This is a genomic window from Sphingopyxis sp. YF1 (genome assembly GCF_022701295.1).
GTDB lineage: Bacteria > Pseudomonadota > Alphaproteobacteria > Sphingomonadales > Sphingomonadaceae > Sphingopyxis.
Map to the genome: position 1 here is coordinate 1,570,010 of NZ_CP033204.1, position 25,950 is coordinate 1,595,959.

At 68.2% G+C, this 25,950-nt stretch carries 25 protein-coding genes and 2 tRNA genes; 15 read left to right on the forward strand and 12 right to left on the reverse strand.

Annotated elements, in window-relative coordinates:
* Positions 1-13: 13 nt before the first annotated feature.
* Positions 14-1,273 (reverse strand): D-amino acid dehydrogenase, encoded by a 1,260-nt coding sequence (locus EAO27_RS07640; RefSeq protein ID WP_242779141.1) that lies wholly within the window; start codon positions 1,271-1,273, stop codon positions 14-16.
* Positions 1,270-2,400, reverse strand: coding sequence for an alanine racemase (gene alr, locus EAO27_RS07645; RefSeq protein ID WP_242779144.1), 1,131 nt, complete (start codon positions 2,398-2,400; stop codon positions 1,270-1,272). The genes EAO27_RS07640 and alr overlap by 4 nt, the downstream gene beginning before the upstream one ends.
* 144 nt (positions 2,401-2,544) lie before the next feature.
* Between alr and EAO27_RS07650 the strand changes: the two genes are divergently transcribed.
* On the forward strand, positions 2,545-3,009 hold the full coding sequence (locus EAO27_RS07650; protein ID WP_242779147.1) for an Lrp/AsnC family transcriptional regulator: 465 nt from the start codon (positions 2,545-2,547) through the stop codon (positions 3,007-3,009).
* A gap of 75 nt (positions 3,010-3,084) precedes the next feature.
* Here the strand turns inward: EAO27_RS07650 and EAO27_RS07655 are convergent, their stop codons facing one another.
* From EAO27_RS07655 to EAO27_RS07665, 3 genes are all read right to left on the reverse strand, one after another.
* Positions 3,085-3,840: an AraC family transcriptional regulator gene (locus tag EAO27_RS07655; RefSeq protein WP_242779150.1), complete on the reverse strand. Its 756-nt coding sequence runs from the start codon at positions 3,838-3,840 to the stop codon at positions 3,085-3,087.
* 238 nt (positions 3,841-4,078) lie between these two features.
* A complete protein-coding gene (locus EAO27_RS07660; RefSeq protein ID WP_242779153.1) occupies positions 4,079-4,738 on the reverse strand; it encodes a UTRA domain-containing protein in 660 nt (219 codons plus the stop codon).
* On the reverse strand, positions 4,735-6,084 hold the full coding sequence (locus EAO27_RS07665; protein ID WP_242779156.1) for a formimidoylglutamate deiminase: 1,350 nt from the start codon (positions 6,082-6,084) through the stop codon (positions 4,735-4,737). The genes EAO27_RS07660 and EAO27_RS07665 overlap by 4 nt, the downstream gene beginning before the upstream one ends.
* Before the next feature lie 66 nt (positions 6,085-6,150).
* Between EAO27_RS07665 and hutI the strand changes: the two genes are divergently transcribed.
* From hutI to EAO27_RS07705, 8 genes are all read left to right on the forward strand, one after another.
* On the forward strand, positions 6,151-7,338 hold the full coding sequence (gene hutI / locus EAO27_RS07670; RefSeq protein ID WP_242779159.1) for an imidazolonepropionase: 1,188 nt from the start codon (positions 6,151-6,153) through the stop codon (positions 7,336-7,338).
* Entirely contained in the window at positions 7,329-8,849 is a 1,521-nt protein-coding gene (gene hutH, locus EAO27_RS07675) for a histidine ammonia-lyase (RefSeq protein WP_242779162.1), read from the forward strand. The genes hutI and hutH overlap by 10 nt, the downstream gene beginning before the upstream one ends.
* On the forward strand, positions 8,846-9,649 hold the full coding sequence (hutG, locus tag EAO27_RS07680) for an N-formylglutamate deformylase (protein WP_242779165.1): 804 nt from the start codon (positions 8,846-8,848) through the stop codon (positions 9,647-9,649). Before hutH ends, hutG begins: the two co-directional genes overlap by 4 nt.
* Entirely contained in the window at positions 9,646-11,310 is a 1,665-nt protein-coding gene (gene hutU / locus EAO27_RS07685; protein ID WP_242779168.1) for a urocanate hydratase, read from the forward strand. Before hutG ends, hutU begins: the two co-directional genes overlap by 4 nt.
* Before the next feature lie 111 nt (positions 11,311-11,421).
* A complete protein-coding gene (locus tag EAO27_RS07690) occupies positions 11,422-12,072 on the forward strand; it encodes a PepSY-associated TM helix domain-containing protein (RefSeq protein ID WP_242779171.1) in 651 nt (216 codons plus the stop codon).
* Positions 12,073-12,081: 9 nt separating this feature from the next.
* Positions 12,082-12,606, forward strand: a complete 525-nt coding sequence (locus EAO27_RS07695) for a DUF2271 domain-containing protein (RefSeq protein ID WP_242779174.1) — start codon at positions 12,082-12,084, stop codon at positions 12,604-12,606.
* Between the two features lie 20 nt (positions 12,607-12,626).
* Entirely contained in the window at positions 12,627-13,466 is an 840-nt protein-coding gene (locus EAO27_RS07700; RefSeq protein WP_242779177.1) for a DUF4198 domain-containing protein, read from the forward strand.
* Between the two features lie 92 nt (positions 13,467-13,558).
* Positions 13,559-14,428 (forward strand): FAD:protein FMN transferase, encoded by an 870-nt coding sequence (locus EAO27_RS07705; protein ID WP_242779182.1) that lies wholly within the window; start codon positions 13,559-13,561, stop codon positions 14,426-14,428.
* 30 nt (positions 14,429-14,458) lie between these two features.
* Here EAO27_RS07705 and EAO27_RS07710 read toward each other — a convergent pair whose 3' ends face one another.
* The 4 genes from EAO27_RS07710 to EAO27_RS07725 all read right to left on the reverse strand — a co-directional run bounded on the left by EAO27_RS07710 (position 14,459) and on the right by EAO27_RS07725 (position 19,417).
* The gene (locus EAO27_RS07710) at positions 14,459-15,142 is read right to left on the reverse strand and encodes a Fe2+-dependent dioxygenase (protein ID WP_242779186.1); all 684 of its coding nucleotides are present in this window, start codon (positions 15,140-15,142) and stop codon (positions 14,459-14,461) included.
* Positions 15,143-15,202: 60 nt separating this feature from the next.
* The gene (locus EAO27_RS07715; RefSeq protein WP_242779189.1) at positions 15,203-17,656 is read right to left on the reverse strand and encodes a TonB-dependent receptor; all 2,454 of its coding nucleotides are present in this window, start codon (positions 17,654-17,656) and stop codon (positions 15,203-15,205) included.
* Between the two features lie 127 nt (positions 17,657-17,783).
* Positions 17,784-18,467 carry an energy transducer TonB gene (locus EAO27_RS07720; RefSeq protein WP_242779192.1) on the reverse strand — a complete coding sequence of 228 codons (684 nt, stop codon included), beginning with the start codon at positions 18,465-18,467 and terminating at the stop codon, positions 17,784-17,786.
* A gap of 83 nt (positions 18,468-18,550) precedes the next feature.
* Positions 18,551-19,417, reverse strand: a complete 867-nt coding sequence (locus tag EAO27_RS07725) for an alpha/beta hydrolase (RefSeq protein WP_242779195.1) — start codon at positions 19,415-19,417, stop codon at positions 18,551-18,553.
* A 103-nt stretch (positions 19,418-19,520) separates the two neighbouring features.
* Between EAO27_RS07725 and EAO27_RS07730 the strand changes: the two genes are divergently transcribed.
* Genes EAO27_RS07730 through EAO27_RS07745 form a run of 4 tightly spaced genes read left to right on the forward strand, consistent with a single transcriptional unit; the run spans position 19,521 to position 22,867 of the window.
* Positions 19,521-20,315: an SDR family oxidoreductase gene (locus tag EAO27_RS07730; RefSeq protein WP_242779198.1), complete on the forward strand. Its 795-nt coding sequence runs from the start codon at positions 19,521-19,523 to the stop codon at positions 20,313-20,315.
* 50 nt (positions 20,316-20,365) lie between these two features.
* The gene (locus EAO27_RS07735; protein ID WP_242780493.1) at positions 20,366-21,604 is read left to right on the forward strand and encodes a glycosyltransferase family 1 protein; all 1,239 of its coding nucleotides are present in this window, start codon (positions 20,366-20,368) and stop codon (positions 21,602-21,604) included.
* A complete protein-coding gene (locus EAO27_RS07740) occupies positions 21,604-22,164 on the forward strand; it encodes a sigma-70 family RNA polymerase sigma factor (protein ID WP_242779201.1) in 561 nt (186 codons plus the stop codon). Before EAO27_RS07735 ends, EAO27_RS07740 begins: the two co-directional genes overlap by 1 nt.
* Positions 22,148-22,867, forward strand: coding sequence for an anti-sigma factor (locus EAO27_RS07745; RefSeq protein ID WP_242780495.1), 720 nt, complete (start codon positions 22,148-22,150; stop codon positions 22,865-22,867). Before EAO27_RS07740 ends, EAO27_RS07745 begins: the two co-directional genes overlap by 17 nt.
* A 69-nt stretch (positions 22,868-22,936) precedes the next feature.
* On the opposite strand, the gene EAO27_RS07750 is transcribed toward EAO27_RS07745, so the two are convergent.
* Together EAO27_RS07750 and EAO27_RS07755 are read right to left on the reverse strand one after the other, a co-directional pair.
* Positions 22,937-23,011 (reverse strand) — tRNA-Val (locus EAO27_RS07750).
* A gap of 71 nt (positions 23,012-23,082) precedes the next feature.
* Entirely contained in the window at positions 23,083-23,460 is a 378-nt protein-coding gene (locus tag EAO27_RS07755) for a response regulator (RefSeq protein ID WP_242779204.1), read from the reverse strand.
* Between the two features lie 139 nt (positions 23,461-23,599).
* Here EAO27_RS07755 and EAO27_RS07760 point away from each other — a divergent pair, with 139 nt between their 5' ends.
* Complete coding sequence (locus EAO27_RS07760) at positions 23,600-24,475, forward strand: N-formylglutamate amidohydrolase (protein WP_242779207.1); 876 nt, start codon at positions 23,600-23,602, stop codon at positions 24,473-24,475.
* A gap of 168 nt (positions 24,476-24,643) precedes the next feature.
* Here EAO27_RS07760 and EAO27_RS07765 read toward each other — a convergent pair.
* Positions 24,644-24,720: transfer RNA gene (locus tag EAO27_RS07765), tRNA-Pro, on the reverse strand.
* Between the two features lie 264 nt (positions 24,721-24,984).
* On the opposite strand from EAO27_RS07765, the gene thyA reads away from it, so the two are divergent.
* On the forward strand, positions 24,985-25,923 hold the full coding sequence (thyA, locus tag EAO27_RS07770) for a thymidylate synthase (RefSeq protein WP_278190159.1): 939 nt from the start codon (positions 24,985-24,987) through the stop codon (positions 25,921-25,923).
* Positions 25,924-25,950: the final 27 nt, after the last annotated feature.

The window sequence follows — 25,950 nt, forward strand, 5'->3', positions numbered from 1 at the left end:
CTGGGTGAAGTGGTCAGCGCGCGCCATAGCGCGCGATCGACAGATCGGCAGCCTCGATATCGGTTGGCCTGCCGCTGACGAGATCGGCGATCAGCCGGCCCGACCCGCACGCCATCGTCCAGCCCAGCGTTCCGTGTCCGGTGTTGAGATAGAGATTCTCGTACGGCGTCGCGCCGATCACCGGCGTCCCGTCGGGGGTCATCGGGCGCAGGCCCGACCAATAGCTGGCGGCGCCGACATCGCCCGCGCCGGGGAACAGGTCGGTCAGCGAATGGACAAGCGTCGCGCGGCGGCGTTCGGGCAGCGCATTGTTGTAACCCGAAATCTCGGCCATCCCGCCGACGCGAATCCGGTCGCCAAGGCGCGTGATCGCGATCTTGTAGCTTTCGTCCATCAGGGTCGATTCGGGCGCCCGCGCGGCGTCGACGATCGGGGCGGTGATCGAATAGCCCTTGACCGGATAGACCGGCAGCCGAAGCCCCAGAGGCCGCACCATGGCCGCCGAATGGCTGCCGAGCGCGAGAATGTAGCGGTCGGCGGTGATCCGCCCGCGATCGGTTTCGATCCCGGCAATACGGCCGCCTTCGACCGCCAGCGAACGGATATTCTCGCCATAGCGGAAGACGGCGCCGCGCCCGGTGGCCATCGTGGCGAGCGCCGCGGTGAATTTGAAGCAATCGCCGGTCTCGTCGCCGGGCAGGCGGAGGCCGCCGACGATTTTGTCCTGCGCCGCCGCGAGGCCGGGTTCGACCGCAACGCATCCGGCGCGGTCGAGCACTTCGAACGGAACGCCGCCGGCGCGGAGCACGTCGATATCCTTGGCGATGCCGTCGAGCTGTTTCTGCGTCCGGAACAATTGCAGCGTGCCCTGCATCCGCTCGTCATAGGCGATACCGGTTTCGGCGCGCAGCGCCATGAGCCGGTCGCGGCTATATTCGGCGAGGCGTACCATCCGCGCCTTGTTGATCGCATAACGCGTCCCGGTGCAGTTGCGCAGCATCGCGAACAGCCAGCCGAGCATTTCGCCATCGACCTTCGGCTGGAGAATCAGCGGCGCGTGCCGCATCATCAGCCAGCGGATCGCCTTTTGCGGGATGCCCGGCGCGGCCCATGGCGAGGCATAGCCGGGCGATATCTCGCCGGCGTTGGCGAAGCTGGTTTCGAGCGCCGGGCCGGGCTGGCGGTCGATCACGGTCACCTCGTGCCCCTCCTCGGCGAGATACCAGGCCGAGGCGACGCCGATGACGCCGCTGCCGAGAACCGCGACCTTCATGCCGCCACCGCCCGGTCGCGCGTCGATGCCGGGAGGTAGGTGCGATCGTAGCGCGCGCCGAGCCCGGTCAGCATCTCGTAGGAGATCGTGCCCGCGTCGTCGGCGAGCGCGTCGACCGGCTGGTGCGGACCGATGAGCTCCACCCAGTCGCCCGGCCCGATGGCGCCCGCGGGCAGCGCGGTGACGTCGATCGTAATGCTGTCCATCGAAACGCGACCGACGATCGGCAGCCGTACGCCGCCGAACCAGGCCGCACCGCGATTGCCGAGCGACCGCGGAAGCCCGTCTGCATAGCCCGCACCGATCGTCGCGATGCGGCTGTCGCGTTCGCAACGATGGCTGAGACCATAGCCGACGCCGCCGCCGGCGGCGATCGTCCGGATCTGGATGACGCGGGCGTCGAGCGCGACCACCGGCCACATCGGATTGGGGGCGCTCCGGTTCGGGGCGCCGCCGTAGAGCGCGATACCGGCCCGGACGATGTCGGTGTGAAATCCGGCGGGCAGGAAGGCGCCGCCCGAATTGGCGAGCGCGCGCGGAACGCCGGGGAACAGCGCGGCCGCCGTTTCGAAACAGGCCAGCTGCGCGGCATTGGCGGGGTGATCGGGCGTGTCGGCGCAGGCGAGATGGCTCATCACCATGACAAGCTCGATCATCGAACGAAACTTCGTGTCCGCGGCCAGCGGCGCAAGGTCCGCGGCCGCGACCCCGAGCCGCCCCATCCCGCTGTCGACCTGGAGGATCGCGGGCAGCCGCCGGCCGGCGGCTTGCGCGGCGTCGGCCCACCGCTGTGCCTGTTCGGGAGAATTGAGGACCGGCGTGACGTCCGCGCCGGCGCACAGGGCTTCGGCACCGGGGGGCAGGCCGTTGAGCACGACGAGCCGCGCATCGACAGGCAGCACCCCGCGCAGGTCCAGCGCCTCGCCGAGATGCGCGACGAAGAAGAGGCGGCACCCGGCGTCGCGCAGCGCCTCGACCACCGCGATCGCGCCGAGACCATAGGCATCGGCCTTGACCACCGCGCCGACCGCGGCAGGCGCAACCCGCTCTGCGACCAGCCGGTGGTTCCGGATGATCGCGTCCAGGTCGATACGAAGCCGTCCGCCGCTGATGCCCCGAATATCCATATCCTCGATCCCCGCAAACATGCTGTTCTCTGGATCGAACTTAGCAGAATATCGTTCGCATTTTTTGATCGAACGATGATGTTATCGCGCGATTGTTGATGATACGTGCAATCATCATCACAGAAAACAGAATGATATTGCGCCATGGATTCGATCGACCGGAACATCGTCAGGCTCCTGCGCCTCAACGCCCGGATGCCGAACAGCCAACTTGCGGCCGAGGTCGGGCTTTCGCCTTCGGCCTGCCTGCGGCGGGTCGGCAACCTCGAGGCGCGCGGCGTGATCCGCGGCTATACCGCCATCGTCGCTGCGCCTGAGGAAGGCAGCGTAATCGCGATCGTGCGGATCAGTCTCGAACGCCAGACCGAGGCCTATCTCAACCGGTTCGAGGCCGCGGTGCGACAATATCCCGAGATCGAGGAATGCTATCTGATGACCGGCGACGCCGATTATCTGCTCCGGGCCTCGGCGACGAGCGCCGCGGCCTATGAGGCGATTCACAAGAATATCCTGTCGCGGCTGCCCGGCGTGGCCCGCATCCATTCGAGCCTCGCGATGCGGAGCGTGCTCAGCCACATCCCCGGGCGCGGGCGGCGCGGTGGCACCTAGCACGCCGGCACCATCCGTCGCTGACGGGCGGCGCCTTGCCGGTCCGGTGCGTTCAGCCGGCGGCCGTGATCGCGGTCACGCCGCGATACCGACGCGGCGCATCGCGGTCGGCGCCATGCCGAAACGGCGCGAGAAGGCGCGCGTGAAGCTGGCGTTGTTGAGGTAGCCGCAGCGATAGCCAATGCTGGCGACGGGAAGATCGCTCGCGGCAAGCAGTTCGCGCGCCTGCCGCAGCCGCCGCTCGCTCAGCGCCTCGGCGACGGTGCAGCTGTACAGCTCGCGAAAACCGCGCGTCAGCTTGTCGCGATTGAGGCCGCAACTGCGCGCGATGTCGTCGATCGTCAGTTTTTCGTGCCAGCGTTCGTCGACGATGCGGCGCGCCGCGGCGACGCGCGCGACGTCGCTTTCGCTCAGGCTGGGCTGCGCATCGACGGGGACCATGCGCCCCGCGCGCAGCGCCGCGAAAAATTGGCAGAGCAGTTCGATCGAGCGCGCGAGGCGCAGCATGTCGGCGGCGGCGGGTTCGCTGTCGGGTGCGACGATCGACTGGCCGAGCGCGCGCAGGTCGGACGGAAGATACCAGCGCGCCGCGGGGTCGGGCAGCTCGCCGAACAGGCGGACGCATGCCGCGCGCGTCACCGCGAACACCAGCAGATGCTCTTCGGCGCCGGCGCCGAATTCATGCGGCGTCAGCGTGCTCACGACCGGTTCCTGGACCCCGCCGAAACCGAGCAGAAGCGCGTCGGGCGGCACGCGCGTCGCGTCGCAGCGTCCGCCGCCGACGAAGCTCGTCATCTCGCGCGAGACGATCACCACATGCTTGGACGCCATGAACATTCCTCTCGCTCGCCGCCGCACGACCGTGTCACGATCCGGCAACCTGTGTCCGACATGGTCCGGTACACGAGTTGCGCCGGAATGACGAGGACGCGTCCCCCGCATCTGATGCGCGGGTCGGGCACGGCCGGTCACGGGCGGCGACGCTAGCAGCCGGCGCGCGCGCGGACAGCCCGGCGATTGTGCCCGGCGGCGAAAACGATGTGCCTGCGCCGTACCGCGGCGCGGATATTCAGCCGAGGCTGGGTTCGAAATGCGCGACCATGTCGAACATGTCGCCGCGGAAGACCTGGCGCACGGTGGTCACCGGCTCGTCGGCGCGCCAGGTGCTGCGTTCGAGGATCAGGCACGCGGTGCCCGGTGGAACGCCGAGCGCGCGCGCCTCGGCGGGGCTGGCGCCCGCCGCCGATATGCGGTGCCGCGCCGAGGTCCACGGGATATGCGCGAGCAGCCAGGTGCCGGGCGCGACGTCGAGAAAGGGTTCGGCGGCGGCGTCGGGCACGGTCGCGGTCGCGATGCTGCGTATTTCGAGCGCCAGCGCGGTGCCGCCTTCATAGTGGAGCCCCTCGATGTGCAGGTCGGCACCCGCCTGTCGCCGCTCGCGCCGTTTCCAGCGATACTCCTGTCCGCGCGCCGCGATCAGCCGCGCGAGATCGGGGACCTCGAGCACCGCCGAATGGACGTGCTGGTCGGCGACGAAGCTTCCCGCCTTGCGCCGCCGTTCGATCAGCCCGGCGCGGTGCAGCGCGCCCATCGCCTTGCTGACCGTCGCGCGCGAACAGCCATGGAGCGCCGCCAGCTCGTGCTCCGACGGCAGCTTGTCGCCCGGGCGCAGCGTGCCAGCGCGGATATCGCTTTCGATCGCGACCCGGATATCCGCCTCGAAACTCATGCGAGCAGGCCGCGCAGCACCGCCTTGTAGCGTTCGGCGACGTCGTCGCGCGCGACGTGGCGGCCGCCTTCGACCCATTTGCGGCCGCCGCGCCAGACGCAGTCCACCACCGGTGTCCGCGCGCCGAAGATCCAGCGATCGAATAGCGTCGCGCTGTCGGTCCCCGCGAACATGGGGTCTTCGGCATCGAGGCTGAACAGGTCGGCGGGCTCGCCGGCCGCGATGCCTGTGCCCGCGCGCGTCGCGCGCGCGCCGCCGGCGAGCGCTTCGCGGAACAGCCGCTCGCCGATCGACGGGATCGCGTCGCTGCCGAGCATCGCGCGGCGGCGCTCGCGCAGCCGCTGGCTATATTCGAGCGCGCGCAGTTCGCCCGCGGGGTCGATGAGGATATTCGAATCGGTGCCGATGCCGAGCATGCCGCCCTTTGCCAGATAGCGGTCGGCGGGAAAGATGCCGTCGCCCAGATTGGCTTCGGTCACCGGACAGAGTCCTGCGACCGCGCCGCTCGCCGCGAGGCGGTCGCATTCGCTTTCGGTGAGGTGCGTCGCGTGGACGAGGCACCAGCGCGCGTCGATATCGGCGTGGTTGAGCAGCCATTCGACCGGACACTGGCCGCTCCACGCCAGCGACGCTTCGACTTCGCGCCGCTGTTCGGCGGCGTGGATGTGGATGGGGCCATCGCCCGCGAGCGGGACGATCGCCGCCAGTTCCTCCGCGGTCACCGCGCGCAGCGAGTGCGGCGCGATGCCGAAGGTGGCGTCGGCGGGCAGCTTGGCGCGGCTCGCCTCGACGAGCGCCGCGAAGCTGTCGACATCGGACAGGAAACGTCGCTGCCCCGGTGCGGGGGGCGTGCCGCCGAAATCGCCGTGGGCGTAGAAGACGGGGAGGAGGGTGAGGCCGATGCCGCTCTCGGCCGACGCCGCGACCACCGCGCCCGCGGTCTCGGCGGGGTCGGCGTAGCGGCGCCCGTCGGCATCGTTGTGGAGATAATGGAATTCGGCGACGCGGGTGAACCCGCTTTCCATCATTTCGACAAAGGCGAGCGCATTGATCGCGGCGATGTCGTCGGGCGTGAGCCGGTCGAGAAAGCGGTACATGATCTCGCGCCAGCTCCAGAAATCATCGTCGGGGCGTCCGCGCGTTTCGGAGAGGCCCGCCATGCCGCGCTGGAAACCGTGGCAATGGAGGTTGGCGAGGCCGGGCAGGCCGATCGCGTGGCGTTCGTCGCCGGGCTGCGGCGGGACGTCGGCTTCCACGGCCGAAATGCGGCCCGCGTCGATCGCCACGCGCACGTCGCGCGCCCATCCTTCCGCCAGCAATGCCCGTTCGAACCAGAGTGCCGTCATGCCTCGCTCCCTTCATCTTGTCCGATTATGTCTAGACATAATAATCGAAGCAGGCAAGTTAGGAGCATGGATCGAATCTGGACCAATGCCCGAATCGCGACGCTGACCGGCGACGGCCTGGGACTGATCGAGTGCGGCGCGATCGGTGCGCGCGCGGGGCGGATCGCGTGGGTGGGCGATGCCGGCGCGGCGCCGGGTGCCGCCGAGGTCATCGACTGCGCGGGGCGGCTGATTACCCCCGGTCTGATCGACTGCCACACGCACCTCGTCCACGGCGGCAGTCGCGCCAACGAATGGGCGATGCGGCTCGAAGGTGCGACCTATGAGGAGATCGCTCGCGCGGGCGGCGGCATCGTCTCGACGATGCGCGCGACGCGCGCGATGTCCGAGGGCGAACTGGTCGAAAGCGCGCTGCCGCGGCTCGACGCGCTGCTCGCCGAGGGGGTGACGACGATCGAGATCAAGTCGGGTTACGGACTGACGGTCGACGACGAGCTCAAGATGCTGCGCGCCGCCCGCGCGCTCGGCGAAGCGCGCGATGTGCGTGTCGCGACGACCTTGCTCGCCGCGCATGCGGTGCCCCCCGAATATCGCGACGATCCCGACGCCTATGTCGACCTGGTCTGCGACGCGATCATTCCCGCAGCAGCGGGGCTCGCCGATGCGGTCGACGGTTTCTGCGAGGGCATCGGCTTCACGCCGCAGCAGATTGCGCGCGTTTTTGACGCCGCGCGCGCGGCGGGCCTGCCGGTCAAGCTCCACGCCGAACAGCTCTCGCACCTCGCGGGCGCCAGCCTCGCCGCCTCCTACGGGGCGCTGTCGGCCGATCATCTCGAACATATCGACGCGGCCGATATCGCGGCGATGGCCGGTGCGGGCACCGTCGCGGTGCTGCTTCCGGGCGCCTATTATTTCATGCGCGAGACGCACAAGCCGCCGGTGCAGGCCCTGCGCGAGGCCGGGGTGCCGATCGCGCTCGCGAGCGATTGCAATCCCGGCACCTCGCCGACGACCTCGCTGCTGCTGATGCTCAACATGGGTGCGACGCTGTTCGGCCTGTCGGTCACCGAATGCCTGCGCGCGGTCACGGTCAACGCGGCGCGCGCGCTCGGTTTGCAGGCCGACATCGGCACGCTCGAAGTCGGCAAGGCCGCCGACCTCGCCATCTGGAACACCAGCGAACCCGCCGAGCTTGTCTACCGCATCGGCTTCAACCCGCTTCACGCGCGCATCAAGGACGGACTATGCAATTGAATCCCGGATCGGTGAGCCTCGCCGAATGGCGCGACATCTATCGCGGCGGCGCGGTTCGCCTTGCGCCCGAGTGCCGCGCCGCCATCGCTGCGAGCGCGGCGGCGGTGGAGCGCATCCTCGCGCGCGACGAGGCGGTCTATGGCATCAACACCGGCTTCGGAAAGCTGGCGGCGGTGCGCATCGAGGCGGACGATCTGGAAACGCTCCAGCGCAATATCGTGCTCAGCCACGCCGCGGGGGTGGGTGAGCCGATGCCGGTGCCCGTCGCGCGGTTGATGATGGCGCTCAAGCTCGCGAGCCTCGCGCGCGGTGGGTCGGGGGTGCGTCCGGCGACGATCGCGATGCTCGAGGCGATGCTCGACAAGGGACTGACCCCGGTCGTTCCCGCGCAGGGTTCGGTCGGCGCTTCGGGTGACCTCGCGCCGCTGTCGCACATGGCGGCGGCGATGATCGGCGTCGGCGAGATCTGGGTCGCGGGTGAGCGCGTGGCCGCGGCACGGGCGCTGGCCGATGCGGGGCTCGCGCCACTGACCCTCGGGCCGAAGGAAGGTCTGGCGCTGCTCAACGGCACGCAATTCTCGACCGCCTATGCGCTCGCCGGACTTTTCGAAGCCGAACGCCTCCACCGCAGCGCGCTCGTCACCGGCATCCTCTCGACCGAGGCGGCCAAGGGGTCCGATACGCCCTTCGATCCGCGCATCCACGCGCTGCGCGGGCACAAGGGGCAGATCGAGACCGCCGCCGCGCTCGCAAAGCTGATGACGGGGTCCGAAATCCGCGCGAGCCACATCCTCGGCGACGTGCGCGTGCAGGACCCCTATTGCCTGCGCTGCCAGCCGCAGGTGATGGGCGCCGCGCTCGACCTGTTGCGGCAGGCGGCGGCGACGCTGCTGGTCGAGGCCAATGGCGTCTCGGACAATCCGCTGATCTTCCCTGACACCGACGAAGCGCTGTCGGGCGGCAATTTCCACGCCGAACCCGTAGCTTTCGCCGCCGACATGATCGCCATGGCGCTGTGCGAGATCGGCAGCCTGTCCGAACGCCGCACCGCGATGCTCGTCGATCCGGCGCTGTCGGGTTTGCCCGCCTTCCTCGTTGCGAAGCCGGGGCTCAACTCGGGCTTCATGATCCCGCAGGTCACCGCCGCGGCCTTGGTGTCGGAGAACAAGCAGCGCGCCTATCCCGCCAGCGTCGATTCGATCCCGACCTCGGCGAACCAGGAGGACCATGTGTCGATGGCGGCGCATGGCGCACGGCGTCTGGCCGAGATGGCGGCGAACGTCGACGCGGTGTTGGCGATCGAATTGCTCGCGGCGGGGCAGGGGTGTGACTTCCACGCCGGGCTCAAGTCGAGCGAAGCGGTCGAACGCGTCCGCGCGATGTTGCGCGCCGAGGTGCCGACGCTCGACGAGGATCGCCACATGGCGCCCGATATCGCGGCGGCGCAGGCGATGGTCCGCACCGGAAAACTGGTCGATCTCGTCGGGGACCTGCCCGGCCTTGCGGCATGAGCTGGCTGCGCGTCGAGCGCGGCGATGCGCCGCTCGTCATCGCCTTTCCGCACGGGGGAACCGATCTGGCGGGGTTTGGCGACCAGTTCGTCTCGCCCTGGCACGCGCAGATCGATACCGACTGGTGGATCGCCGATCTCTACGCCTTCGCGGCCGGTCTTGGCGCGACGTTGGTCGCGACCGACATTTCGCGCAGCGTCATCGACATGAACCGCGATCCCTCCGGCGCGTCGCTCTATCCGGGGCAGGCGACGACCGAACTCTGCCCGACGACCACCTTCGATGGTGAGCCGCTCTATCGCTTTGGCGAGCCCGACGAGGCATCGATCACACAGCGGCTCAACCTCTATCACCGTCCCTATCACGAGGCGCTGGCGGCCGAACTCGACCGGCTGAAAGCCATGCATGGCCGGGTGGTGCTCTACGACGCGCACTCGATCCGCAGCCACGTGCCGCGGCTGTTCGACGGTGAACTGCCGCAGTTCAATATCGGCACCAACGGCGGCACGACCTCGGCCCCGGAACTCGAAACCGTGATCGCGAACATCTGCGCCGCGAGCGGCCACAGCCATGCCGTCAACGGTCGCTTCAAGGGCGGCTGGACCACGCGCCATTATGGCCGTCCCGACGATGGCTTTCACGCGATCCAGATGGAACTGGCACAGCGCGGCTATATGGCCGAGCCGGGCGCGATCACCCCCGCCAGCTGGCCATCCCCCCTCGACCCCGACCCCGCGATCCGGCCTGTCCTCGAACAGCTGATCGCCGCGACGCTCGATTTTGCGAAAGGACACTCATGACCACCCGCCTCGACAACAGCCGCGTGATCCGCCCGGCGACCGGCCCCGAGATCAGCGCGAAAAGCTGGCTGACCGAAGCGCCGATGCGGATGCTGATGAACAACCTCCATCCCGATGTCGCCGAGGCGCCGCACGAGCTGGTCGTCTATGGCGGCATCGGCCGCGCCGCACGCGACTGGGAAAGCTATGACCGGATCGTCGAGACGCTGAAACGGCTCGAGGGCGACGAAACCCTGCTCATCCAGTCGGGCAAGCCCGTCGGCGTCTTCCGCACCCACGAAAATGCTCCGCGCGTGTTGCTCGCCAATTCGAACCTCGTTCCCGAATGGGCGAATTGGGAGCATTTCCACGAGCTCGATAAAAAGGGCCTGATGATGTACGGTCAGATGACCGCGGGCAGCTGGATCTACATCGGCAGCCAGGGCATCGTTCAGGGCACCTACGAAACCTTCGTTGAGATGGGGCGCCAGCATTATGGCGGCGACCTGTCGGGCCGCTGGCTGCTCACCGCCGGCCTCGGCGGCATGGGCGGCGCGCAGCCGCTCGCCGCGGTGATGGCGGGCGCGAGCTGCCTTGCGATCGAGTGCCAGCCGAGCCGCATCGAAATGCGCCTGCGCACCGGCTATCTCGACAAGCAGGCGGGAAGCATCGACGAGGCGATCGCGATGATCGAGGCCAGCCATGCCGATGGCAGGGCGATTTCGGTCGGTCTGCTCGGCAATGCCGCCGAAATCCTGCCCGAGATGGTGCGTCGCGGCATCCGCCCCGATCTGCTCACCGACCAGACCTCGGCGCATGACCCGGTCAATGGCTATCTCCCCGCCGGCTGGACCCTCGACGAATGGTTCGCGAAGCGCGAGAGCGATCCTGCGGCGGTTGCCAAGGCGGCCAAGGCGTCGATGGCGGTGCATGTTCAGGCGATGCTCGACCTGCAGGCGGCGGGCGTGCCGACGACCGACTATGGCAACAACATCCGCCAGATGGCGAAGGACGAGGGGGTCGAGAATGCTTTCGACTTCCCCGGTTTCGTCCCCGCCTATGTCCGCCCGCTCTTCTGCCGCGGCATCGGGCCGTTCCGCTGGGCGGCACTGTCGGGCGATCCCGAGGACATCTACAAGACCGATGCCAAGGTGAAGGAGTTGCTCCCCGACAATGCGCATCTTCACAACTGGCTCGACATGGCGCGCGAGAAGATCAAGTTTCAGGGCCTGCCCGCGCGCATCTGCTGGGTCGGGCTCGGCGATCGCCACCGGCTGGGCCTCGCGTTCAATGAAATGGTCGCCTCGGGCGAGCTCAAGGCGCCCGTCGTGATCGGCCGCGACCATCTCGATTCGGGTTCGGTCGCGAGTCCGAACCGCGAGACCGAAGCGATGCGCGACGGCTCCGACGCGGTGTCCGACTGGCCGCTGCTCAACGCCCTGCTCAACACCGCGAGCGGCGCGACGTGGGTGTCGCTCCATCACGGCGGCGGCGTCGGCATGGGCTATTCGCAGCACAGCGGCATGGTGATCGTCGCCGACGGCACGCCCGAAGCGGCGAAGCGGCTCGAACGTGTGCTGTGGAACGACCCCGGCACCGGCGTCATGCGCCACGCCGACGCGGGCTACGACATCGCGATCGACTGCGCGCGCGAAAAGGGGCTCGACCTGCCGAGCCTGTGAGGCGCGATTGTAACAAAGCGTGAGCGGGCGAACGGAAATGCGGGATTAATTGTTGTAATTGAGAATCGTTCTCGATAGTGGCGGCGTCAGTCCTCCAGTCAGAACGTCTCGATGCACGCACCCACGTCTCCCCGCCCGGTCGCCAGCAAGAAGAAGAGCCGCAAGGCCTTTTGGCTCAAGCAGTTGCACATGTGGCACTGGATGAGCTCGGCGATCAGCCTGATCGGGCTCGTGCTCTTCGCGATCACCGGCTTCACGCTCAACCACGCCGCGGATATCGAGGGCTCGCCCGTCGTCAGCGAGAAAACGGCGCAGATGTCGCCCGCGCTGCTCGGTCAGCTCGCCGGGGCCGAGCCCGCCAACGGCAAGGCGGTGCTGCCGCCCCCGGTCGCCGAATGGGTCGAGGCGAATTTCCCCGTGCGCGCCCGCGCCGAGGCCGAATGGTCGGCCGATGAAGTCTATCTGCCCGCGGCGCGCCCCGGCGGCGATGCGTGGGTCGCGATCGATCGCGCGACCGGCGCGGCGAGCGCCGAAATCACCGACCGCGGCTGGATATCCTACCTCAACGATCTCCACAAGGGCCGCAACTCGGGCGGCGAGTGGAGCCTGTTCATCGACGTCTTTTCCTTCGCCTGCCTGATCTTCGCGGTCACCGGGCTGTTCCTGCTGTGGCTGCACGCGGCCAAGCGCAAGAGCACCTGGCCGCTCGTCGGTGCGGGGCTCGCGATCCCGGCGGCCATCGCCATCGTCTTCATCCACTAGGAGGTTTTCATGCAGGCTCCCATTCGCACGCTCGCGATCGGCACTTCGATCGGCGCGGCGCTTGCCGTTCCGGTGCTCGCTGCCGCGCCCGCGACGATGGACGTCACGGTCAATATTCCGCGCCTCAAGGTCGCCGAATATCACAAGCCCTACGTCGCCTTCTGGGTCGAAAAGGCGGGGGCGAAGCCGAAAACCGTCGCGGTCTGGTACGACCATGACATGAAGGCGAACGAGGGCACCAAATGGCTGCGCGACGTGCGCCAGTGGTGGCGCGTTTCGGGGCGGACGCTGACCTTTCCCGCGAACGGCATCACCGGCGCGACGCGCGCGCCGGGCACGCACAGGATCAGCTTCTCGCGCGCGCAGCTCGGCGCGACGGCGCCCGGCGAATATGTGCTGGTGATCGAGGCGTCGCGCGAAGTCGGCGGACGCGAACTGCTCCGCATTCCCTTCAGCTGGCCCGCGAGGGCCGGCGCCGGCGGCAAGGCCGCGGGCAAGACCGAACTCGGGGCCGTCTCGGTCTCGTTCCGCTGACGCACAGAAAGGGCAGGGCGATGAAGAAGCAATTTTGGGGTCTCGCGGCAACGGCCGTCCTCGCGGCGATGGTCGCGGTTCCGGCCAGCGCGCACCGGCAGTGGATGCTGCCGTCGTCGACCGTGCTGTCGGGCGACGACGTCTGGGTGACGGTCGATGCCGCGGTGTCGAACGATCTCTTCTATTTCGAACACCAGCCGCTGCGCCTCGACGCGGTGAAGGCGTGGGCGCCCGACGGCAGCGAAGCGCCGATCGAGAACAAGGCGACCGGGCGCTATCGCAGCACCTTCGACGTCCACCTGACGCAGAAGGGCACGTGGAAGATCGCCTCGGCGGTCGACGGCGTGATGGGCAGCTATGATCTGGGTGGCAAGACCGAGCGCCTGCCGCGCGGGACGACGACCGCCAACCTCGCCGAGCGCATTCCGGCGGGCGCGACCAATGTGCGGACCGCCGAATCGAACAATCGCAACGAGATTTTCGTGACCGTGGGCGAGCCGACCGACACGCTGTTCAAGCCGACCGGCAAGGGCATCGAGCTGGTCCCGGTGACGCATCCGAACGACCTGTTCGCGGGCGAGACGATCACCTTCCAGTTCCTGCTCGACGGCAAGCCGACCGCCGACCTGCCGATCACCGTCATTCCCGGCGGCATCCGCTATCGCGACCAGCTCGGCCAGATCGACACCCGGACCGGTGTCGACGGCAAGGTCGAGCTGACCTTGCCCGAAGCCGGCATGTACTGGCTGAACGTCACGACGCCGCAGGTCGAGGGCGAGGGCGAAGGTCCGCCGCCCGCCGACGCCCCGCCGCGCCGCCGCGCGAGCTATGTCACGACGCTGGAAGTGCTGGCGCCCTGACCGACCGTATCCTGATCCCCCGCGCGCTTACGCCCGCCGCATTTGCGGGGCGCGACGCCGGGGCGATCGTCGAGAGCTTTACCGGGGAAACGATGGGGACCAGTTGGTCCCTGCACGCGGTGGCGCCGCCGCCGGGGACCGCCGCGCGCGTCCAGGCAGCGCTCGACCGCGTCGTGGCTCAGATGAGCCAGTGGGAGGCCGCGTCCGACCTGTCGCGCTTTAACCGTGCGCCGGTGGGCGCATGGCACGCCATCCCGCCCGAATTCGCCGCCGTCGTCGCGGCCGCGCTCGACATCGCGGCTGCCAGCGGAGGGGCCTTCGACCCCTGTCTCGGTGCCGCGACCGAGGCGTGGGGCTTCGGCAGCGCCGGTCCGGTCCCGATGCTTCCCGCGGCGCCCGCGAAGGGAGCGGGAAACCGGGCCATCGAATATGATCCCACCGCCGCGCGCATCCGCCGCACTTCGGACGCGCTGCTCGACCTCTCGGGCATCGCCAAGGGCTATGGCGTCGATCTGGCGGCCGAACGGCTGCTCGCGAGCGGCGTGCGCCACTTCCTGATCGAAGTCGGCGGCGAACTCCGCGGCGAAGGCATCCGCCCCGACGGCCAGCCCTGGTGGGTCGATGTCGAAGTGCCGCCGTCGTGGCCCGGCGCGCCGTGGCGCGTTGCGCTCCACGATCTGTCGGTCGCGACTTCGGGTGATTATCGCCGCGGTATGACCGTCGGCGACCGGCATTATTCGCACAGTTTCGACCCGCGCACGGGGCACCCGATCGCCAATGGCGTGCGCTCGGTGACCGTGCTGCATCGCCAGTGCATGCTGGCCGACGGCTGGGCGACCGCGCTGACGGTGCTGGGAGCGGAAGCGGGGATCGCGCTGGCCGACGAACGCGACCTTGCGGCGTGCGTGCTGGCGAATGGCCGCGAACATGTGTCGCGCGCGTGGTCGGCGATGCTCGATTGATCTCAGGGCTACGGTTTTCAGGGTGCAGGCTTAGGCGTCGGCCCAGCGTCGCAGCAGATTGTGATAGACCCCGGTCAGGCGCACGACCGCCGGGTCGCCCTGTCCGAGCCGCGCCGCGGTGCCCTGAACCCCCATGTCGAGGTCGAACAGCAGGTCGCGCTGCCCCTGATCGCGCACCATCGACTGGATCCACATGAAGCTGGCAACGCGGACGCCCGCAGTGACCGGCTCGACGCGATGGACGGTGGTCGAGGGATAGAGGATCAGGTGCCCGGCGGGCAGCTTGATGCCGGGGGCTTCGGACATGCCCTCGATGACCAGCCCGCCGCCTTCGTAGCTGCCCGGATCGGACAGGAAGAGCGTCGCCGACAGGTCGCTGCGCATGCGAAAGTCGCCGCCGCGGCGCATGCGGATCGCATTGTCGATATGATCGCCGAAATGGCTGCCCCCGGCGTAGCGGTTGAAATAGGGCGGATAGATTTTGAGCGGCAGCGCGGCGGCCATGAACAGCGGGATACGGCCCAGCGCGTCGAGCACCATCCGCCCCGCCTCGGCGGCGGCATCGCCGAATTCGGGAAGCTGTTCGTTGCGCTTGGCGAGCGCGGCCTGCGGGCCCGACGTCTCGTTGCCGTCGACCCACGACGCGGCGTCGAGGACGGCACGCAGTTTCGCGACGCCGTCGGCGTCGAGCACGTCGGGGATGATGCGGATCATGCGGTGCTTCTAGGACGAATAGGGCGGGAACGGCAATGCGCCGCGCCCGCCCTTTGCCGATCAGAAGTTGTAGAAGAGGCTGAACACCGCCGAGCGCGCGTCGCCCGGGGTGGCCCAGCCGCCGGTGACGGCGCCGCCCGAGACGGTGCCGTTCGCTGCCGTGGTTGCGGCGCCCACGTTGTTGCGCACGCCGGTGTAATAATCCTCGTTCGTCAGGTTGCTGACGTTGAGCTGGGCCACCAGGCCGTTTTTGAAGTCGTACGACACGAAGGCGCGGTGGATCAGATAATCGTCGACCATGAACTGCGTGCGCTGCAGCAGGTTGCGCTGGTTGGTTGCGAACTTGCCCTGATAGGTCAGGCCGTAGCCGATCTGCAGCCCGAACGGGAAGACATAGGTGGTGAACAGGCTACCCGAATGCTTCGGGGTCTGGATCAACCGGTCGCCGCGTTGCGGATCGGGGATCGCGACGCTGTTCGCGCAGGGATTGGTGATCGCGGTCGCCGGTGGCGTCGGCAGGATCGGCCCGGGGTTCGCGAGACAGAAGTCGGAAACGCTCTGGCGCACCTCGCTGTCGAGATAGGTGTAGTTGGCGAAGATAGCCCATTCGGGGGTCACATTGCCGGTGATGCCGAGCGCGAGTCCATCGACGCGCGACTTGCCGTCGAGGACCTGCAGCGAGTTGGGTGCCGCCGGATCGTTCGACGGGGTACGGAAATTGGTTCGCTCGTTGCGGAACAGCGCGGCGGTCAGCAGCAGCTTCTTGTTCATCAACTCCGCCTTGGCACCGACTTCGAAGGTGCGGGCCTTTTCGGGCGCGACCGCACACGGGTCGGCCGCACCCGGCGCTGCAGCGGGAAGACCGCAACCCGCGCGGACCGTGGCCGAAGTCGGCGTCTTTGCATTGCCATAGGCGGCATAGAGGCTGACATTCTCCACGGGGTGGAACACCGCGCCAAAGCGATAGGAAAAGAGATTCTCGTCGCTGATCTGCTCGGCGCCGCGGGCGTAAGTCGCGCCTGCCGCAGGTGTCGTCACCGTGTCGGCGCGGAAGACGGTGCGCACATTTTCATAACGGACCCCGGCGTTCACTTCGAACATCGGCGAGATTTCGAGCGTGTCGAACGCATAGATGGCGAGGTTGCGGGTGTCGCCATAGCTGTTCCCGGTGCGCACATAATTGACCGGGCCGGTCCAGACGGTGTCCGGGTTCGATAGGCTGATCGGCGGCTGCGCCGGGTTCGGCAATGCGCCGCCGGGGTTGCGCAGCAACTGGGCATTCTCGATCGAATAATCTTCCTGCGTCGCCGAAGCGCCGATGACCAGCGTGTTGAAAAGGCCGCCCTTGCTGCCGCTCAGGATCGTCAGGTCGGTCTGGTTGTGGAGCAGGTCGTTGACTTGATCGCGGACGAGCCCGCGCGGACCGGAAGGATAATAGAAGCCCGGGGTGTTCATGCCCGGTTCGCAGGGCTTGCCGGTGGTCGAATCCGGGAGTGCGCCGACCGGCTGCAGTCCGTTGGCGAGGCAGAAGGCGCCCTGCGGCGCGCTCGTCTGGCTGTACTGGCCGACGCGCTGCCAGCGGGTCAGGTTGCGGATCGACACATTGTCGCTGAAGGCGTGACGGAAGGTCGCGGTCAGGCGGTCGACCCTGGTCTTCTGCTTGTCGAGGTTGACGATGCCGAAATAGTCGCTGTCGTCGACGCCGGGCAACGGACCGTCGTTCGCGCCGCTGAGGAAGAAGGGCACGCCATAGATCGGGGTGTTGTCGTCGCTCTGGTGGATATAGGCGAGCGTCAGGCTGGTGTCGCTGTCGACGCCGATCGTGATCGACGGCGCGACGCCCCAGCGCTGGTAGGATTCGACGTCGCGGCCGGGGACGTCGTTTTCATGGTACATCGCGTTGAGGCGCACCGCGATCAGGTCGCTGACGCGCCAGTTGCTGTCGATCGAGCCGCGGTAATAATTGTCGGTGCCGATCGCTGCCTGCACCGTCGTCGCGTTGCGCGCGAAGGGGATCTTGCTGACGAGGTTGATCGTGCCGCCGACGCTGCCCGATCCGTTGAAGACCGAATTTGCGCCGTTGTAGACTTCGATCTGCTGCAGGTTGAAGGGGTCGGTGCGGCTGTACTGCGCGCTGTCGCGCACCCCGTCGACGGTCAGGTCGTTGTTGGCGGAATAGCCGCGCAGGTTGATCGAATCGCCATAGCCGCCGCCGCCTTCGCCGGCGCCAAAGGTGATGCCCGGGATCGTCGAGAGCGCGTCGCGCAGCGTGAGCAGGTTCTGCTGGCGGATTCGTTCCTGCGACACCACGGTGACGGTCTGCGGCGTATCGACGATCGGGGCGGTCGATTTGGGCGATTCGACCTCGGTCGCGAGGGTGCCCGACACGACGATGTCGGCGCGACCGCCGGGGGCGTCCTGTGCGGCATCGGCTTCGGCGGCGAGCGCCGGGGCGCTGATCAGGCTACCGACGCAGGAGAGTGCGAGGAACGAAGCGGACGTCGATGGTTTCACGATAACCCCCTATCTGGTTTGGTTGATCGCGCCGCTATTGAGAGTCGTTCGCACTGTCAATGCATATTGATAATCATTCGCATATTGTCACCGCCCGCTGTTACAATTCGCCATCGCGGTACGGCGGTCAGCGGCGTTCGAGCCACCAGCTCTGGCGCCAGCCATAGTCGCTGGCGATCGCCTCGCCTCCGGCGTTGGTCGCGGGCTTGAAGCGGAAGCGCTCCTCGATCAGGCGGCAAGTCGTCGCATCGAGCGCGGTGTCGCCGCTCGACCGGGTCACGCGGCAACGGGTGACGCGTCCCGTCGCTTCGATCCGGAAACGTACCTCGACGTCGCCCCCGATCTTCGCGCGGCTGGCGGCCTTCGGATAATCGCGATCGGCGATTGCGCCGCTGCGCCAGACGGGGCGGGTGCCGCCGCCGGTTCCGCTTCCCGTGCCGCCCGCACCGAAACCGTCGCCGCGCCCGCCCGCGCCGGTCCCCGGTCCCGCGACCGGCGCGGCGCCCGCCGACGCGTCGCTGCCGCTTCCGGCCTTGGGCGCGGCTGCAACCGGCGGCGGTTTCACGGGAGGGACGAGGGGTTTGGGGGCTTCGACGGGGGCGGGGCTGGCGCGCCGGTTGGCGGCCGATGCGCGGCCGGTGGCTGCTTGCGAAGGCTTGTTTTCCGCGACGACCTGCGGTTCGGGCGGCGGGGCGGGCAGGGCAAAGGCGCTGATCGCTTCGCCGGCCTTGCGCACCACCGCGAGGTCGAGTCCGTTGACCAGCCCGATGCCGACCGCCAGCGCCACGACCAGCGCGGCGGTGCCCGCCATCGCGCGTTGCCCTGCTGGTAGTCGCCCTGAATATCCCATGCCGCCGCCTCACCGCGCGCCGCAGCGCGCCACCGGCGACCGGTCTAGAGGAAATTCTCTAGCGTGGACATGAACCGCTCGAACTGGTCGTGGTGCAGCCAGTGACCGGCATTTTCAAACTCGATCACCTGCGCATTGCTGAAATGGCGGATGCGTCCGTCCTTTTCGGGGTTCGAGGCCCAGCTGTCGGCGCCGTAGAGCAAGAGCGTCGGGCAGGTGATGCTCGACCATAATTTGTGCAGCTCGTCCTGCGGCATGTCGAAGATGGTCCAGATGTTCAGATAATTGTCGAACTTCCAGCTCCAGCTGCCATCCTCGTTGCGGTTGATGCCGTGGGTCGTCAGGTGGCGGGCCTGCTCGGGGGTCAGATAGCTGTTTTCCGCGACCATACGCGCGAGCGCATCATCGAGCGTCGCATAGCGCTTTGGCTGGCGCCCCGCAGCCTGGCGCTTGTCGGCGATCCACTGGCGCATGCGTTCGTCGAACGGGGTCGCGCTGCGTTCTTCCTGCACCGCGGGCGAGGGGCCCAGCCCCTCGATCGACACCAGCTTCTTCACCTTGTCGGGGAACAGGCCGGTGTAGCGCGTCGAGATATTGCCGCCCATCGAATGCGAAACGATCGTGACCGGCGCGAGGTCGAGCTGGTGGACGAGCTGCGCGAGATCGTAGACGAAGGCACCCATCTCGTAATTGCCGTCGGGCGACCAGGCGCTGTCGCCGTGGCCGCGCAGGTCGGGGGCGATGATATGGTAGCGGTCGGCCAGCCGTTCGGCGACCCAGTCCCAGCTGCGGCAGTGATCGCGCCCGCCGTGGACCAGCAAAAGCGGCGGGGCATCGGCGTTGCCCCAATCGGCATAGTGGAGCTTCAGGCGCTGCGAGATGAAGCTGTTCGAGGTGGGGCCGCTTGCCATGTCCTGATCCTTGCTGTCTTGTCGCGTTTCAAAAGGCCACCGATTCCATTCCGTCAACCCCGTGCGCGGAGGCGGAACCAAGAAAGCCCGGAGGGAGAAGACTATGACGAGTGCGTTTCGCGACAATTTGCTGGCGGGCAAGACCGCTTTCGTTGCCGGGGGGACCAGCGGCATCAACCTCGGGATCGCCAGGCGTTTTGCCGAACTGGGTGCGAAGGTCGCCGTCGCCGGGCGCGACCCCGACAAGGCGCAGCGCGCCGCCGCCGAGATCGGCCACGACGCGATCGGCCTGTCGGGCGACGTGCGCGACTATGCCGCGATTCGCGGGGTGATGGAGACGGTCGCCGACCGGTTCGGCCCGATGGACATCGTCGTCTCGGGCGCCGCGGGTAATTTCCTCGCGCCGGTGCTCGGCATGTCGGCGAACGCGTTCCGCACCGTTGTCGACATCGACCTCAACGGCACCTTCAACGTCTTTCGCGGCTGCCACAACCTGCTCAACCGCCCCGGCGCGTCGCTGATCGCGATCACCGCGGGGCAGGCGATCAACGCCTCGGCGCTGCAGGCGCACGCCTGCGCGGCGAAGGCCGGGATCAACCAGCTGGTCCGCGTGCTCGCGCTCGAATGGGGCCCCGAGGTGCGCGTCAACGGCATCTCGCCCGGCCCGATCGCGGGCACCGAGGGCATGGCGCGCCTCGCACCCGACGCCGCGACGCGCCAGGCGCATTTCGACCGCATCGCGATGAAGCGCTGGGGCGAGATCGGCGAGGTCGCCGAATCGGCGGTGTTCCTGTGCTCGCCCGCGGCGGGCTATATCACCGGCACGATCCTCGACTGCGACGGCGGCAGCCAGATCGGCGACGCCTCGCGCGGCGATCTGGCGCGCGGGATGGCCTGACACCGACGGAATTGAGGCGCGGGAGGGAATAGACAGGCGTCGTGCCGCGTATGCGGGGCATGACGACCTTTCTCTCCCCCTCCAATCTCGCGCCCTTTCCCGCCGCCCGCCGGCCCGGCCGGGCGCGCCCGCTGCGCGTCGCGCTCTTTTCGGGCAATTACGACTGCGTGCGCGACGGCGCCAATCGCGCGCTGAACCGGCTTGTCGGCCACCTGCTCGAGCGGGTGGGCGCCGAGGTGCGCATCTATTCGCCGACGGCGCCGCAAAAGGCCTTCGCATCGGTGGGCGACGTGCATTCGGTGCGCTCGGCCGCCATTCCCGGCCGCCCCGAATACCGGCTGGCGCTCGGCTTCACCCGTACCGCGCAGCGCGACATGGCGGCCTTCGCGCCCGACATCGTCCACCTCTCGGCGCCCGACATTCTGGGGCGACAGGCGCAGAAGGCCGCGCGGCAGGCGGGCATCCCCGTGGTCGCCAGCCTGCACACCCGCTTCGAAACCTACCTCGACTATTACCGGCTGGGTTTTCTCCGCGCGCCGGTGGAGGCCTATCTCGACCGCTTCTATGGCGACAGCGACCATATCCTCGCCCCGACGCCGCCGATCGTGGCGGAGATGGCGGGGCGTCATGGCGACGGCAGGGTGTCGCTCTGGTCGCGGGGGGTGGACCATCGCGCCTTCGATCCCGCGCGCCGCGACGACGCCTTCCGCGCGAGCCTCGGTTATGCCCCCGACGATATCGTGCCGCTGTTTTTCGGGCGGCTGGTGCTCGAAAAGGGGCTCGCGGTCTTTGCCGACACGATCGCGGCGCTGCGCGATAGCGGCCACGCCGTGCGGCCGATGGTCGTCGGCGACGGCCCCGCGCGCGACTGGCTGGCGCGGCGGCTGCCCAATGTGACCTTCCTCGGGCTGCTCGAGGGCGCCGAACTCGGCCGCGCCGTCGCGAGCGCCGACCTCCTGATCAACCCCAGCGTCACCGAGGCGTTCGGCAACGTCAATCTGGAGGCGATGGCCGCCGGGCTCGCCGTCCTGTCGGCCGATGTCCCCAGCGCCGCGTCGCTGATCGCGGACGGAAAAACCGGCATGCTCGTGCCCCCGGGCGATATTCGCGCCTTTGCCGCCGCCGCGCGGGCGCTGAGCGATCGCCCCGCGGCACGGGTGCGGCTCGGCCACGCCGCGCGTGCCGCGGCGCTTCGTTACGACTGGGGCGCGGTGCTGGATGCGGTGGCGACGGTCTACGATCGCCTGCACACGGGCGACAGGCCGGCAGAACTCGCTAAAGTCGCCTGATGGACGGTGACCGCGACACGGATTCCCGGCGCCCCGACGACCGGGACATGGCGGACGATCTCGCCGCGATGCGCCGCTATGCGCGCGCACTGGCGCGCGATGTGCAGGACGCCGACGATGTCGTGCAGGACGCGCTGCTCCGGGCCATCGAGCGGCAGGAGACTTTTCGGCCCGAACGCAGCCGGCGGCACTGGCTGCTCGCGATCGTCCACAATGTCTTCATATCGGGAACGCGGCGCAAGGCAGCCGAAATGCGCCGCAACGACCGCTTCGCCGAAACGCTGGTCGAGCAGGCCGACGCGCCGCAGGAGCATCATGTGCGGCTGGGCGAGATTGTGCGCGGCTTTGCCGCCTTGCCCGACCATCATCGCACGGCGCTTCATCTGACCGCCGTCGAGGGCTTCAGCTATCAGGAATGCGCGACCTTGCTCGACGTGCCCGTCGGAACGGTGATGTCGCGGGTGGCGCGCGCGCGTGCGGCGCTGCGGCGGGCGAGAGATGAAGGCGCGGCCGCACCGCCGCTGCGCCTGGTGGGAGGATATGATGACGAGAGTGCCTAGCGAGATGGAAATCGACGCCTATGTCGACGGACAGCTCGATCTCGAGGGGCGATTCGCCGTCGAGGATTATCTTCGCGGCCATCCCGAACTTGCCGCGCGGGTGATGGGCGACCTCGGCGTGCGGAATGCGCTGCGCCTGCTCGCCCGCGACAAGCGAGCGGTGCCCGGGGAGCAGGCGAGGCTGATGCAGCGGTTGCAGCCGCGCAAGCCGCGCTGGCGGCGCTGGATGCCCGCCGGTGGAATGGCGGCGGCGGCGATGCTGGCGGGCGTGCTGGTCGTCGATATGCGCGAGCCGCCGGGCTATGTCGATTATGCGCTGACCTCGCATCGCGTTGCGCAGATGCGTGCGACCATGGCGTCACAGGTCGAAATGCCGCAATTCGACGCGCGCGAGATCGAGGCGAGCACGGCGATCGCGCTGCCCAGCGTGCCCAGCGGCTGGCGAATCACCGACGTCCAGCTTTTTCCGACGGGGAAGGGACCCGCACTGCTGGTCGCGGTCCGGACGCGCGGCGGCGATTCGCTGTCGCTCTTCGCGCTGCGTGACCGGACCGGCGCTCCCGAGCGCCCCGACGCGATCCGCGAGGGGGCGCAGTCGGTTGCCTACTGGCGGCGCGGCGACATGTCCTACGCGCTGGTCGGCGATGCCGAGCCGGGGGCGATCGACGCGACGGCCGAGGCGCTGGTGCGCAGCTGGTCCTGACGGGGGCGGGCCACCGGGCGCCGCGATGCAAAAAGCCCCGGGGACCTGTCGGTTCCCGGGGCTTTTGAATGGTGGGCGTGGCAAGGATTGAACTTGCGACCCCTGCGATGTCAACACAGTGCTCTACCACTGAGCTACACGCCCATCCCTTGGGGTGACGCGGCCCCTAATCACCTCCGCGCGGCTTGGCAAGCCCTTCGCGTCGATCGGGGGCTTTATTGTTGGTTCGACCGGTCGGCGCGGCCGAACAGGCTGTCGACCTCGCGCACCAGATCCTTGAGGTGAAAGGGCTTCGACAGCAGCTTGGCCTGCGGTACATTTTCCTCGGCGCGCAGCGATACCGCGGCGAAGCCGGTGATGAACATCACCTGCGTCTGCGGCGCGACCCGCGCGGTGTGCTGGGCGAGTTCGATCCCGTCCATCTCGGGCATGACGATGTCCGACAATAGCAGGTCGAAGGTTCCCGAATCGATCAGCGGCACCGCCGCGGTGCCGCGATCGACCGACGTGACGTGATAGCCCGCGCTGGTGAGCGCGCGCGCAAGATACTCGCGCATCACATCATCGTCTTCGGCCAGCAATATGCGAATCATGCCTGGTACAGCCCCCTGGTCCCGCGGCAGCCTTGGCTCTCGGCCCCGCGCATCGTATCGAAACCGTCTCATAGCGCGACAAACTTAACAAATTCAGGCCGCGCTGGATTCTCTGCCCGAATTTTGCCACCCCTTGCCGATGCCGCGCAACAGTAACTTTTCCGCCGCTATTGCCGTCGACCGGCCCGCCGTCGCGGCGTCGCCGCTGGTGGTTTCGCTCGCGCATGCCGGACGTATCTATCCACCCGAAATCCTGGCGGCCGCCCGCGCGGCTCCAGCGGATCTCGAACGCCTCGAAGACAGCTGGTCCGACCTGATCGCCGCGCGCGCGGGCGAAGCGGGCGCAACGCGGGTGCAGGCGCTGTGGGCGCGCGCCGTCGCCGACTGCAACCGCGGCGAGGGGCAGATGGCACCCGGCGAGGTCGCCCCCGCGCTGCGGGCGCAATTTTCGGCGCCGGGGCGCAAGGAACGCGCCGGTCTGGGGGTCGTGCCGACGCGGCTCGCCGACGTCGGCCCCTTGTGGAAAAAACCGGTCGATCGCGCTGCGCTCGCCTGGCGCCTCGATTCGCTGCACCGGCCTTTTCACGAGGCGCTGGCGCAGGCGCTCGAATCGGCGCGGAGACGCTTCGGGCACGCGATCCTGATCGATCTGCACAGCATGCCGTCGATTCCCGTCGGGCAGGCGGGGCATGGCGCGCGCGTCGTCATCGGCGACCGATTCGGCGACACCGCCGACGCCTGGCTGGTCGACCGCGTCGTTGCCGCGGCCGAAGCGCTGGGCGTTCCCGTGTCGCTTAACCAGCCCTATGCCGGCGGCCATATCGTGCGGACGCACGGTCGCCCCGAACAAGGGGTGCATGCGGTTCAGATCGAGATCGATCGCAGTCTGTATCTGCGGCGTGACCGGTCGCCCGACCTCCCGCGAATCGCGCCGCTCGCCGAATGGTTCCGCGCCCTGCTGGCCGATCTCGCGACGGCGTGGCCCGGTGCGGCGCAGGCCGAAGCCGCCGAATAAAAAAACCACCCCGTACCGAAGTACGAGGTGGCCAGGGTCCAGGGAGGACGCGCCCACGCCTCTCGGCAGGGCACTCGCCGCAATGGAAAGGGGGAAAACCACAGCGGCGTGACACCAATCTAGGTGTTCCGCGCGCGGCTTACAAGGGGTGTTGATTGCAAAAGAAACTGGTCGGGGAGAGAGGATTCGAACCTCCGGCCCCTGCCTCCCGAAGACAGTGCTCTACCAGGCTGAGCTACTCCCCGACCGATCTTTGCGAGCGACCCGAGGGGCGCCGCGAAGGCAGGGCGGTCCTCTAGACGCGCATTCGGCGAACATCAAGCGCCAATCGGCACAGCCCGCAACATTGCCGATTCCGGAGCAATCCGGCACTCGGGACAGCGAAATGTTCTGCCGTGTGCGTCGCAGCCGGATCGTGGTTCGCGAGCGCTCGACGCCCGGCAGGGCGCGACTCACCTTGCCGCGCCGTTGTGCGCGGCCTAGCAATATGAACCGAGCGACGGGAGCGAATCTTGCCTGAGTCCATCCACTATGAACTCCAGTATCTCGACCTGATGCGCCGCATCTGGGTCGAGGGCGACGAGCGCATCGACCGCACCGGAGTCGGCACCCGTTCGCTGTTCGGCGAGACGATGCGATTCTCGCTCGGGGACGATGCGATCCCGTTGCTGACCACCAAGCGCGTCTACTGGAAAACCGCGCTGCGCGAGATGCTGTGGTTTCTAACCGGCGACACCAACATCCGCTCGCTGGTGTCGCAGGGGGTGCGAATCTGGACCGACTGGCCGCTCGAAAAATATCGCAAGGCGACGGGCGACGATATCAGCGCCGAGGATTTCGAGGCACGAATCATCGCCGACGATGATTTCGCGGCGAAATGGGGCGATCTGGGTCCCGTCTACGGCCATCAGTGGGTCAACTGGCCGCGCTACGAGCCGGCGGGCGAGGGGTTGTTTCGCCGTGCCGCGCAGGGGCACAACCAGATTGCCGCGCTGGTCGACTCGCTGAAGAACAACCCCGGATCGCGGCGCCATATCTTCACCGGCTGGAACGTCGCCGATCTCGACCGCATGGCGCTGCCGCCGTGCCACATGACCTACCAGTTCCACGTCCGCAGCGACGGCGGCCTGTCGTGCCTTTTGTTCCAGCGGTCGTGCGACCTCGGGCTCGGCTTTGCCTTCAACATCTTCGAGGCGGCGCTGCTGACGCGCATGCTCGCCGAGCAGACGGGGCTGCACGCGCACGAGGTCGTGTGGACCGGCGGCGATGTCCATCTCTACCTGAACCACGCCGACCTGGTCGAACAGCAGCTGGCGCGCATTCCGGCGGGTGCGCCGAAGCTGCGCATCCTGCGCCGTCCCGCGAGCATTTTCGACTATCGGTTCGAGGATTTCGCGGTCGAGGCCTACGCGCCGCAGACGCATATCGCGGCGCCCGTAGCGGTCTGAAGCCCGGCGTTGCATTGCCTTGGCGAC